The sequence below is a fragment of the Streptomyces albidochromogenes genome (genome assembly GCF_005981925.1).
Classification (GTDB): Bacteria; Actinomycetota; Actinomycetes; order Streptomycetales; family Streptomycetaceae; genus Streptomyces; species Streptomyces albidochromogenes.
Window position 1 is genome coordinate 1 of the sequence record NZ_VBVX01000214.1, and the last position, 11,793, is coordinate 11,793.

10 protein-coding genes and 1 pseudogene are annotated in these 11,793 nt (G+C 71.2%); 9 read left to right on the forward strand and 2 right to left on the reverse strand.

Going from position 1 to position 11,793, the window contains the following annotated elements:
- Positions 1-187, reverse strand: a pseudogene (locus tag E2E34_RS23970) (hypothetical protein); the annotation flags it as partial.
- A 254-nt stretch (positions 188-441) separates the two neighbouring features.
- On the opposite strand from E2E34_RS23970, the gene E2E34_RS23975 reads away from it, so the two are divergent.
- From E2E34_RS23975 to E2E34_RS23985, 3 genes are all read left to right on the forward strand, one after another.
- Positions 442-1,431 carry an SCO0930 family lipoprotein gene (locus E2E34_RS23975; protein ID WP_138903991.1) on the forward strand — a complete coding sequence of 330 codons (990 nt, stop codon included), beginning with the start codon at positions 442-444 and terminating at the stop codon, positions 1,429-1,431.
- Positions 1,432-1,659: 228 nt separating this feature from the next.
- Positions 1,660-2,472, forward strand: coding sequence for an SAM-dependent methyltransferase (locus E2E34_RS23980; protein WP_138903992.1), 813 nt, complete (start codon positions 1,660-1,662; stop codon positions 2,470-2,472).
- Positions 2,469-4,688, forward strand: coding sequence for a putative bifunctional diguanylate cyclase/phosphodiesterase (locus E2E34_RS23985; protein WP_425573302.1), 2,220 nt, complete (start codon positions 2,469-2,471; stop codon positions 4,686-4,688). Before E2E34_RS23980 ends, E2E34_RS23985 begins: the two co-directional genes overlap by 4 nt.
- On the opposite strand, the gene E2E34_RS23990 is transcribed toward E2E34_RS23985, so the two are convergent.
- On the reverse strand, positions 4,658-5,575 hold the full coding sequence (locus E2E34_RS23990; protein ID WP_208765320.1) for a LysR family transcriptional regulator: 918 nt from the start codon (positions 5,573-5,575) through the stop codon (positions 4,658-4,660). The two genes, E2E34_RS23985 and E2E34_RS23990, sit on opposite strands and share 31 nt — an antisense overlap.
- Positions 5,576-5,667: 92 nt before the next feature.
- Here E2E34_RS23990 and E2E34_RS23995 point away from each other — a divergent pair, with 92 nt between their 5' ends.
- The 6 genes from E2E34_RS23995 to E2E34_RS24020 all read left to right on the forward strand — a co-directional run bounded on the left by E2E34_RS23995 (position 5,668) and on the right by E2E34_RS24020 (position 11,762).
- The gene (locus E2E34_RS23995; RefSeq protein WP_138903994.1) at positions 5,668-6,372 is read left to right on the forward strand and encodes a succinate dehydrogenase cytochrome b subunit; all 705 of its coding nucleotides are present in this window, start codon (positions 5,668-5,670) and stop codon (positions 6,370-6,372) included.
- A 1-nt stretch (position 6,373) separates the two neighbouring features.
- The gene (locus E2E34_RS24000) at positions 6,374-8,332 is read left to right on the forward strand and encodes a fumarate reductase/succinate dehydrogenase flavoprotein subunit (protein WP_138903995.1); all 1,959 of its coding nucleotides are present in this window, start codon (positions 6,374-6,376) and stop codon (positions 8,330-8,332) included.
- A complete protein-coding gene (locus E2E34_RS24005; RefSeq protein WP_138903996.1) occupies positions 8,329-9,078 on the forward strand; it encodes a succinate dehydrogenase/fumarate reductase iron-sulfur subunit in 750 nt (249 codons plus the stop codon). The genes E2E34_RS24000 and E2E34_RS24005 overlap by 4 nt, the downstream gene beginning before the upstream one ends.
- A gap of 85 nt (positions 9,079-9,163) precedes the next feature.
- A complete protein-coding gene (locus E2E34_RS24010) occupies positions 9,164-9,601 on the forward strand; it encodes a type VII secretion target (RefSeq protein WP_138903997.1) in 438 nt (145 codons plus the stop codon).
- A gap of 62 nt (positions 9,602-9,663) precedes the next feature.
- Complete coding sequence (locus E2E34_RS24015) at positions 9,664-11,271, forward strand: peptidoglycan-binding protein (RefSeq protein ID WP_138903998.1); 1,608 nt, start codon at positions 9,664-9,666, stop codon at positions 11,269-11,271.
- An 11-nt stretch (positions 11,272-11,282) separates the two neighbouring features.
- Positions 11,283-11,762: a protease inhibitor I42 family protein gene (locus E2E34_RS24020; RefSeq protein WP_167518366.1), complete on the forward strand. Its 480-nt coding sequence runs from the start codon at positions 11,283-11,285 to the stop codon at positions 11,760-11,762.
- Positions 11,763-11,793 lie beyond the last annotated feature (31 nt).

Consider the following 11,793-nt stretch of genomic DNA (forward strand, 5'->3'; position numbering starts at 1 on the left):
GCTCCGGGGCGGGCGGCGGCGGAGGCGGTGGCGGCGGCTTGGGCTTCGGGCCCGCCGTACAGGTCGCGCCGGCGACCGCCGAGCCCGACGACACCTGGCCGTCGCGCGAGATGGACGCGTACGAACAGTCGTCGGCCACGGCCGGCACGGGGCCCAGCAGCAGCCAGATCAGGGTCACGGCGGCCAACAGCCGTCCTGGGAGCGGAGGGTGCACGTCCCGGAGCATGGACCGGGCAGACGTCCGGCACGCGCCCGTTCGGCCCAATTCCCCCTATGGGCGGGACTTTCGCGTCTTCGCGTTTGAGATGGTCGGGCCCGTCGCGAAGGTCGTTGGGAAAGTTTCTGCGAACGCGTTGAACACCCGGACACCCGCCGCCCGTACCTAGGGCCATGAGCGACGCGCAGAGCGTCGCACCACACCCTCGGTACACAGGAGTCGACATGAAGACCTGGCGGAACGTCTCGCTCGCGGTGACGGCGGCGGCTGTGATGGCGCTGACGACGGCGTGCGGTCAGGACACGGTGACCGAGTCCCCCAACGGGCAGGCGGTGGGCAACGCCAACCCCGCGCAGCAGCCCGCCGACGGCGGCTACGGCTCGGACAAGACCGGTTACGGCGACGACGCCGGCGGGGCCGCCGCGGCCAAGGCGGCGGGCCAACTCGCCGTCTGGGACAGCAAGAAGCTCGGCAAGGTGCTCACCGACAGCGAGGGTTTCACGCTCTACCGGTTCGACAAGGACACCGTCAGTCCGCCGAAGTCGAATTGCGAGGGCGACTGCGCGAAGGCGTGGCCGGTCGTACCGGCGGGCGACGCGACGGCCGCGCCGGGCACCGACGCCTCGCTGCTCGGCGAGGTCGAGCGGGCGGACGGCACCAAGCAGCTCACCGTCGGCGGCTGGCCCATGTACCGCTTCGCCAAGGACGCCAAGCCGGGCGACGCCAAGGGGCAGGGTGTGGGCGGCACGTGGTTCGCCTCCGCCCCCGACGGCAAGAAGGCGGCTGTGGGCGCGGGAGGCGGTGACGCCGAGGCCGGCGGCGGTGAGGCGGGCGAGGCGCAGAAGCCCGACCTCGCGGGGATGTCCGTACGCAAGGACCCCAAGCTCGGTGACATCGTGGTGGACTCCAAGGGCATGACGGTCTACCGGTTCGAGAAGGACTCGGCCTGGCCCATGAAGACGGCCTGCACCGGCGCCTGCCTGGAGAAGTGGCCGGTCGTCCCGCCGGTCGAGAAGAACGACACCGAAGGCATCCTCAAGAAGGGCTTCGTCGTCTTCGACCGCCCCGACGGGATCAAGCAGCAGACGATCGACTGCTGGCCCGTCTACACCTTCTCGGGCGACGCGAAGCCGGGTGACACCAACGGCCAGGGCGTTGGCGGCACTTGGTACGCGGTCTCTCCCGAGGGCAAGCTGGTCGGCGCGCCCAAGTAGGTCCGGCAGCGTCCCCACGCTGTGGCGCCCGGCCCGACCGGCCCGTTCCCGCCCCGTCCGGCGGGAGCGGGCCGGTCGTTCGTGTCGCACATGCCTGCGGCGTGTGACCGAGAACGGACCGCTAATTTCCGTTTTTGCTCGCTCTGATGCCTGCCGATCAGTAGCCTCGGCTCGAACACCGGTCCAGGTCATGACCGGCTGTCCCGTGGCGATGAGTTGGAGACATTGATGGAGCGACCCGCCTGGGCACCCCAGGGCATCGACCTCACCGTGCCGAGCGTGTCCCGGATCTACGACTTCTACCTGGGCGGTTCGCACAACTTCGAGGTCGACAGGGAAGCGGCCCGCAAGGCAATGGAGTTCATGCCGGGCCTTCCCAAGATCATGCAGGCGAACCGTGCGTTCATGCGGCGCGCGGTGCGCTTCGCGATCGGCGAGGGCGTCACGCAGTTCCTCGACATCGGATCGGGCATCCCGACGTTCGGCAACGTCCACGAGGTCGCCCAGGCGGCCGACCCCGAGGCCCGGGTCGCGTACATCGACCACGACCCGGTCGCGGTGGCGCACAGCCGGGCCGTGCTCGCGGGGAACGAGCGGGCCGGCATCGCCGCGGCCGACCTGCGCAAGCCGCAGGACATCCTGGGCGACCCGGTCGTGAACGAACTCCTCGATCTGGAAAGGCCGGTGGCGCTGCTGCTCGTCGCCGTACTGCACTTCGTCGAGGACGCCGACGACCCGCGGGCCGCCGTGGCCGCCCTGCGCGACGCGCTCGCCCCCGGCAGCCTGGTGATCCTCACCCACGCCTCCTACGAGGGGATCCCCCTGCCCGAGCAGCAGGTCGGCGGCACGGTCGGGGTCTACCAGAACATCAAGAACCCCCTGGTCATGCGCTCGCACGAGGAAGTCGAGCGGTTCTTCGAGGGGTACGAGATGGTCGAGCCGGGACTCGTCCCGATGGCCGAGTGGCGTCCCGAGACCCCGCTCGCCCAGGAGGATCCGTACGCCTTCTCGGGCTTCGCCGGAGTGGGACGCAAGGCGTGAGCGTGCCATCGCGGGCGCCGGGGCCCGGCTCCGGGCGGCCGGCGGGACGCGCTCCCGCGGCCGGCCCGGACGACCCGGAGGAGCTGGACGACCGGGACGGCCGACTCAGACGGTTCGCCACGATCTGGAGCCGGGCGGTCTTCCCCGTCACGGCCACCTCCATGACGCGCCCCGAGGTCGAGCGTCATCTGCTGCCGCTCGCCCGGCGGTTGAGCGACGCGCTGCACCGGCGGCCCTTCGACACCGCGCCCGCGTACGAGGTGGGCGCCGCCCTGGTCGCCGCCCACTGCACCGACCCGGACGCGCTCGTCCGTACGCTCGGCGTGGTCGACTCGTACCTGGTGCTGTACTGCGCCGGGGAGAACGACTCGCCGGCGCGGACCGAGGAGCACCGGGCCCGCTGCGCGCGGCTCCAGCACGCGCTCTCCGCCGGCTTCGCGCAGGCGCTGCGCGAGCGGACCCTCGCCGAGCAGGAGGCCCTCGCGCGGTCGTCGCTCCTGGCCAGCACCGAGGCGCAGCGCGCGCTGCACACCACCGAGACCCGCCTGCGCGCGGTCTTCGAGGGCGCGGCGATCGGGATCGGCATCGCGGACCTCGACGGCAACATCCTGGAGGTCAACGAGGCGCTCATGCGGATGTTCGGCGGCCTGGACCAGTACATGCGCGGCCGGAAGGTCAGCGAGTGGGTCCACCCGGAGGACACGCCGCACGTGTGGAAGCTCTACGGCGAACTGGTGCGCGGCGAACGGGAGAGCTACCGCGTCGAGAAGCCGTACTACCGCACCGACGGCACCGTCCTGTGGACCAACCTGACGGTGTCGCTGCTGCGCGACGCCGACGGCCGGCCGCAGTACCAGCTCGCGCTGATGGAGGACACCACCGAGCGGCGGCTGCTCAACCTGCGCCTGCGCTACGAGGCCACCCACGACGCCCTGACCGGACTGCCCAACAGGACGCTGTTCTTCGAGCGCCTGGAGAAGACCCTGGCCGCGGGCGACGGCATGCGCTTCGGCCTGTGCTACCTGGACCTCGACGGTTTCAAGGCGGTCAACGACAGTCTCGGGCACTCGGCCGGCGACCGGCTGCTCGTGGAGGTCGCCGACCGCCTCCAGAGCTGCGCCACGGCGCCCGGCGAGATGGTGGCCAGGCTCGGCGGCGACGAGTTCGTGGCGCTGACCACCGGCCCCGACACCCGCCGGGAGGTGGACGAGCTCGCCGGCCGCATCCTGAACGCGCTGGCGTCCCCGATCCGCATCGAGGGCAGGGACCTGACCGTGCGCGGCAGCATCGGCATCGTCGAGGGCCCGGCGGGCGAACGCGGCCCGGCCGAGGTGCTGCGCAGCGCCGACATCACGATGTACCGCGCCAAGTCGGCCGGCGGCAACCGCTTCGAGACCGCCGACGCGGAGGCGGACGCCCGCGCCATCACCCGCCACGGCCTCACCAACGCCCTGCCCGCGGCCCTGGAGCGGGGCGAGTTCTTCATCGAGTACCAGCCGCTCGTGCACCTGGGCGACGGCAGCGTGCACGGCGCCGAGGCGCTGGTGCGCTGGTGCCATCCGCAGCACGGCGTCCTCGGGCCGGACCGGTTCATCCCGCTCGCCGAGCACACCGGGCTGATCGTGCCGCTCGGCCGCTGGGTGCTGGAGGAGTCCGTACGCCAGGCCAGGTTCTGGCAGAAGCGGCACACCGACGGCGGGCCGCTGCGCATCAACGTGAACCTCTCACCGATGCAGCTGCACCACCCCGGCCTGGTCTCGGACACCGTGGACGTGCTGGAGCGCGCGGGCCTCGAACCGGGCGCCCTGTGCCTGGAGGTCACCGAGTCGGCCCTGATCGGGGCCGACGACGATCTCCTCAAGCCGCTGCGCCAGCTCGCCGAGATGGGCGTCGACATCGCGCTGGACGACTTCGGCACCGGCTACTCCAACCTCGCCAACCTGCGCAGGCTGCCGGTGAGCGTCCTCAAGCTGGACCGCTCCTTCACCCAGTCCATGCAGCAGCACCCGGCCGACACCGTCGACGTGAAGATCGTCGAGGGCATCGTGTCGCTGGCGCACAGCCTGAACCTGGCCGTGACGGTCGAGGGCGTCGAGACGGGCGCCCAGGCCGCCCAGCTGCGCGAGCTGGGCTGCGACACCGCCCAGGGCTGGTACTACGCCAGGCCCGGCGCGCCCGACCGCATTCACACGCTGCTGCTGGCCGACGCGGTCTGACCGGCCCGGGAGGCGAGGAGCACGTTCTGGAGCTCGCGCGCCGCGCGCGGCGGAGCCACGTCGCTGCGGTGCGCGAGCGCGATCGTACGGTGCAGGCCCGGCCGGGCCAGGGGCGTGACCCGCAGGTCGCGCCCCGCCCGGGCGGCCACCATGCGCGGCACGACCGCGAGCCCGAGGCCGGCCCGTACGAAACCGAGCACGGCGTCCATCTCGCCGCCCTCCACCGTGAACGACGGCTCGAAGCCCTCGGCCCGGCAGGCGGCGACGGTCAGCTCCCGCAGGTCGTACCCGTGCCGGAACATCACCATCGGCTCGCCCTCCAGATCCGCGACGCGCACGGACCTGCCCCGCCCGGGGCGGGGGAGCGAGGAGGCGGAGACGACGACCAGGTCCTCGTGCAGCAGCTCGATCGTGGTCAGGGCGGGCGACGGTGTGGGCAGCGGCAGCACGACCAGGGCCAGGTCGAGCGCCCCGCGCGCCAGCTCCCGTACGAGATCGTGCGAACCGCTCTCCTCGATCAGCAGCTGGATGCCGGGATGCAGGTCGTGGAAGGTGCGCAGCACATCGGGGAGCAGCCCGGTGCACAGGCTCGGCGTCGCCCCCAGGCGCACCCGGCCGCGCCGCAGCTGGGCCAGCTCCTGGACCTCGTGGCGGGCGGTGTCGGCGTCGGCGAGGATACGGCGCGCCAGCGGCAGCAGGGCCTCGCCGGCGTCGGTGAGGGCGATGTTTCCCCTGGCGCGGGTGAAGAGGCCGGCACCCAGCTCCTTCTCCAGGGCGCGGATCTGCTGGGAGAGGGACGGCTGGGAGACGTGCACCCGCTCGGCGGCGTGCGTGAAGTGCAGCGTCTCGGCGACGGTCACGAAGTACAGAAGCTGCTGGAACTGCATGCGCCCACGATATCTGCGATAGGCGTGGCCTATGGACATGAGCCGGACCATGTCTTGGACCTCTGACCCCTTCCGGCCCTAGCGTCGGTGCCATGGCACTGGCAACGCGGACGGACCGACGACCGTCCCTCACCCGCTCGCTCTGGGGATCGACCGTCGGCAAGAAGACGGTGATGGCCGTCAGCGGTCTGATCATGCTGATGTACCTGGTCGCCCACATGCTCGGCAACCTCAAGATCTTCTTCGGCTCCGGCGAGTTCAACGCGTACGCGCACTGGCTGCGCACCATGGGGGAGCCCCTCCTGCACTACGAGTGGGCGCTGTGGGGGGTGCGCGTCGTGCTGCTCGCGGCCGTCGTGCTGCACGGCGTCGCGGCGTACCAGCTCAGCCGGCGGGACATCGCCGCGCGGCCGAGCAAGTACGCCCACAAGCGGCGGCGGACGAGCTACGCCACGCGCACCATGCGGTGGGGCGGGATCATCCTCGCCCTGTTCATCGCGTGGCACCTGCTGGACCTGACGACGCTCACGGTGAACGAGAACGCCCAGCCGGGACGCCCGTACGAGAACGTCGTCGCGACCTTCAGCACCTGGTACGGCAACGCCGTCTACCTCGTGGCGATGCTCGCCGTCGGGCTGCACGTCCGGCACGGCTTCTGGAGCGCCGCGCAGACGCTGGGCGTGGGCAACGCCCGGCGCGACCGGATCCTCAAGGCGACGGCCAACGGCCTCGCGCTGGCCCTGACCGCCGGGTTCGTCTCCGTACCGGTCGCCGTCATGACTGGAGTGGTGGGCTGACATGAGCGAGTACACCGACTACACCGCGTACGAGACCGGCGCGCCGGTCGTCGACACCAAGGCGCCCTCCGGGCCCGTCGCCGAGCGCTGGGACACCCGCCGCTTCGAGGCGAAGCTCGTCAACCCGGCCAACCGCCGCAAGCACACCGTCATCGTCGTCGGCACGGGCCTCGCGGGCGGCGCCGCCGGTGCCACGCTCGCCGAACAGGGCTACCACGTCGTCCAGTTCTGCTACCAGGACTCGCCGCGCCGCGCCCACTCCATCGCCGCGCAGGGCGGCATCAACGCCGCGAAGAACTACCGCAACGACGGCGACTCCGTCCACCGCCTCTTCTACGACACGGTCAAGGGCGGCGACTTCCGCGCCCGCGAGTCCAACGTGCACCGCCTCGCGCAGATCTCCGTCGAGATCATCGACCAGTGCGTCGCGCAGGGCGTGCCCTTCGCGCGCGAGTACGGCGGCCTGCTCGACACCCGCTCCTTCGGCGGCGTACAGGTCTCGCGCACCTTCTACGCCCGGGGCCAGACCGGGCAGCAGCTGCTGCTCGGCGCCTACCAGGCGCTGTCCCGGCAGATCGCGGCCGGGAACGTCGAGATGCACCCGCGCACCGAGATGCTGGACCTGATCGTCGTCGACGGGCGGGCGCGCGGCATCGTCGCCCGCGACCTGATCACCGGCCGTGTCGACACGTACTTCGCCGACGCCGTGGTCCTCGCCAGCGGCGGCTACGGCAACGTCTTCTACCTCTCCACCAACGCCAAGAACTCCAACGCGACGGCGATCTGGCGGGCCCACCAGCGCGGCGCGTACTTCGCCAACCCCTGCTTCACGCAGATCCACCCGACCTGCATCCCGCGCTCCGGCGACCACCAGTCCAAGCTCACCCTGATGAGCGAGTCGCTGCGCAACGACGGCCGCATCTGGGTCCCGAAGGCGCAGGGCGACACCCGCCCGCCGGCCGACATCCCCGAGGAGGAGCGCGACTACTACCTGGAGCGGATCTACCCGTCCTTCGGCAACCTCGTGCCACGGGACATCGCCTCACGCGCCGCGAAGAACGTCTGCGACGAGGGACGCGGCGTCGGCCCCGGCGGCCAGGGCGTCTACCTCGACTTCGCCGACGCGATCCGGCGCATGGGGCGCGAGGCCGTCGAGGAGAAGTACGGCAACCTCTTCGAGATGTACGAGCGGATCACGGCGGAGAACCCGTACGAGGTGCCCATGCGCATCTACCCGGCGATCCACTACACGATGGGCGGCCTGTGGGTCGACTACGACCTCCAGACCACCGTCCCCGGCCTCTTCGCCATCGGCGAGGCCAACTTCTCCGACCACGGCGCGAACCGCCTCGGCGCCTCCGCCCTCATGCAGGGCCTGGCCGACGGCTACTTCGTCCTGCCGTCCACCATCAACGACTACCTGGCCCGCAACCCCCACCACGACGACGTCGACGCGAGCCACCCGGAGGCGGTCCGCGCGGTCGCGGAGACCAACGACCGCCTGGAGCGGCTCCTCGCCGTCGACGGCGACCGCACCCCCGACTCCTTCCACAAGGAGATCGGCGAACTCCTGTGGGAGTACTGCGGCATGGCCCGCACCGAGGAGGGCCTGCGCAAGGCGCTCGCCCGCATCCCGGAGATCCGCGACGAGTTCTGGCGCCGGATCAAGGTGCCGGGCTCGGGCCAGGAGCTCAACCAGTCGCTGGAGAAGGCGAACCGCGTCGTCGACTACCTGGAGCTCGCCGAACTGCTCTGCCTCGACGCCCTGCACCGCACCGAGTCCTGCGGCGGCCACTTCCGCGAGGAGAGCCAGACCGAGGGCGGCGAGGCGGAGCGCAGGGACGAGGAGTTCTCGTACGCCGCCGCCTGGGAGTTCACCGGTACGGGCCGGGCTCCCGTACTGCACAAGGAAGCCCTCGAGTTCGCCTACGTCCACCCCACCCAGCGGAGTTACGCATGAGGCTCACCCTGCGCGTCTGGCGCCAGCGCAACGCCGACACCCCCGGCGCCATGGTCACGTACGACATCGACGACATCTCCGAGGACATGTCGTTCCTGGAGATGCTCGACACGCTCAACGAGAAGCTGATCCTGCGCGGCGAGGAGCCGGTCGCCTTCGACCACGACTGCCGCGAGGGCATCTGCGGGGCGTGCGGCGTCGTCATCAACGGCGACGCGCACGGGCCGGAGCGCACCACCACCTGCCAGTTGCACATGCGGCACTTCGACGACGGCGACACCGTCGACGTCGAGCCGTGGCGGGCGGGCGCCTTCCCGGTGGTCAAGGACCTGGTGGTGGACCGGTCGGCGTTCGACCGGATCATCGGCGCGGGCGGCTACATCAGCGTCCCGACCGGCGCCGCCCCCGAGGCCCACGCAACCCCCGTGCCGAAGGCCGACGCCGACTTCGCGTTCGAGCACGCCGAGTGCATCGGCTGCGGCGCGTGCGTCGCGGCCTGCCCGAACGGCTCGGCGATGCTCTTCACCTCGGCGAAGGTCAACCACCTCAACGTCCTCCCGCAGGGCGCGCCCGAGCGCGAGACCCGGGTCCTCGACATGGTCTCCGCCATGGACGAGGAGGGCTTCGGCGGCTGCACCCTGACCGGCGAGTGCGCCACCGCCTGCCCGAAGGGCATTCCGCTGCCGTCCATCGCGGCGATGAACAAGGAATGGCTGCGGGCGACGAGGAAGGCGTCACGGCGCTGACCGCGCTCCTCGGTAGTTGTGGGCATGTCACCGCCTGCTGCTAATCTTCCCCCGCAAGATCGGGAACGCTCGCAGGCGGGGGAAGATGGCCGGGCAGACGCAACAGGGTGGCTACCGCGTCCAGAAGAGCGGGATGGACGCCGAGGCGGACAAGCTCGACCGGGCGGGCGACGACACCGGTGACATCGGCGCCGCTCTCCAGGAGCAGCTCTGCTACACACCGGACGCCCTCGGCGGCTCGGACTCCGGCCCCGCGTTCAACAACTTCTCCGAGGCGTGGCAGGCCGAGGCCAAGGTGCTGGAGAGCGCCCTGCACGAGCTGGCCGACAAGGTCCGCGTCTCGAAGGCGAACTACCACGGCGCCGACGTCCAGAGCATGCACGGCCTCCAGGCGAGCGGCGGCGGCCTGACGACCATGCCGGCCCCCGCACCCGCCGGCTCCGCGCCCGGCGTACGGGCCATGCCGGCTCCCGGCCCGCCTCCGCCGGGCTCACAGCCCGTGGGTCTCGCCGACTTCGGCTGAGCACGGCCCTCCTCCCCGCCCCTGTCGACTGCTCCGAACCGAATACCGGAGGCCGCGAAGCCATGCCCGCCGCAGGCGAATCCACCACCGACCGCCGGGAGAAGCTCGCCGGGTACCAGCGGTCCATCGCCGGTGCCGACGACAAGAACACCCTCATCGAGGCCATCCAGAACGCCCTGAACGTCTCGGCGCCCGTCGGCTCGCCGAGCACCCTCGACGACATCGCCGAGCGGTACGCCAAGCAGGCCGACGCGGCGCGGGACGTCCAGGACCGGGTCGAGCAGGTCGCCCTCACGGGCCTGCCCGACGCCTGGGTGGGCAGCACCGGCGCCAGGGCCCAGGAAGTGGTGGCGGCGGCGGCGCGAGCGGCCGCGCAGATGGACGAGGCGATCCGCGGCGCGCGAAGGGCGCTGATCCTCCTGTCCGACGCCCTGACCACCGCCCAGTCCGAGGACAAGGGCGGCCGCGAGCAACTGCGCGAGGCGCTCGGCATCCTCGGCGGCGAGGACGGCTTCTTCGACGACATGGTCGAGAAGGACGCCGAGGAGGCGGAGCGGCTGCGGGCCCGCAACATCGCGAGCGCGGGAGCGAAGACCATGCACGCGGCGGCGGAGAAGGCCGACGACGCGGCCCGCGAGGCCGCCCGCGACCTGAACAAGTTCGCGGCCGAGGCCCGCGCGGGCAAAATGAAGACGGACAACATCTCCGCCGCCGACCGGCTCGTCCTGGCGGACATCTCGGGAACCGGCGGACCGGCCGAGATGAACGAGCTGCTCACCGCCAACGACCTGGAGCGCTCGGGCAAGGCCATGGAGCGCATGAACGCCCAGGACCAGGCGGAGTTCGAGCGGATGCTCGCCGAGGCCAAGACCCCCCAGGAGCGCGCGTACCTGGTGAAGGCGCTGGCCGCCGGACACGACCTGAACGAGGTCTCCGAGTTCCGCGACAAGATCCACGGCAAGGACCCGGCCTGGCTCCAGCGGCACCTGACGCCGGTGACGACGGCGGGGGACAGCATGAACAACGAGGGCGTCGACCCGGCGAAGGGCTCGAACCACAACACGGACACGCATGCGTTCAATGGTGAGAACTGGTCCCAGGACGGCAACACCTGCGTACCGTCCACGGTCGTCACCGGCCGGGCGATGGTCGACCCGGTGTACGCCCTCGAACTCACCGGTGGCCCGTCGGGCCAGGAGGACGACCCCGCGGCGTTCCGCGAGCGCCTGGGCGACGAACAGTTGCGGGTGCACGAAGAGGGCGACGGCGACAACGCGTACGACTTCCCCTTCGGCAGCACCCCCGACGGCATGGACAACGACGGCAAGACCACCATCGCCAACAAGGAGATCAGCCCGCACACCGGCAGCGAGTACGAGTTCCAGGAAACCAGGAGCGCCGACGCCCGCCGCGATGTGCTGCCCGACATCGAGAAGGCCGTCGCGGAGGGCAAACCGGTCCCCATCGGCGTCGAAGGGACGAACGCCGACGGCGAGCGTTCCGGCCACTCGATGATGATCGTCGGTCAGGAGGGCGACATGCTCCAGATCTACAACCCCTGGGGCACGACCACCTGGGTCAGCGAGGACGACTTCGTCAACGGACGCATGGGCAAGGCATCCGACAAGGACCTGCCCGACGCCTACGCCGTCCACCTTCCGGCCGAGTGAGGAACCCCGTCGTGCGCCACCGACTCGCAGCGGCCCTCGCCCTGCCGCTGTCCGCCCTGGCCCTGGCCGGCTGCGGCCTGAACGGCCCCCAGACGTACGGGCCGCAGGAGCGGTCCATCAAGGTCGACGCGGGCGACGCGTTCACCTTGTTGCTCCCGGCCAGCCCCTCGATGGGGCAGGACTGGTACCTGGTCGGCCCCCCTCCCGATCCGAGTGTGGTGGAGCGCGCGGGGCAGTCCAAGGAAACGGAAGCCGGCGGACCGGACGTGGAAGGCGGCGGCAGCGGCGAGCGGTCCTTCGACTTCAAGGCGGTCAAGCCCGGCACGACGGAGATCAAGCTCATCCACTGCCCGTACTCCAGCAGCTGCTCCACCTCCGAGGCCAACCCCGAGCCGTCACCGACGTCCTCCAGCGACACACCCGTTCCCACCGCCACCGGGAAGCCGGGCACCCGTCCCGAGTACTTCGTCTACACCGTCACCGTCCGATGACCGGATCCGAGGCCCCCATGCCCTCCACGCC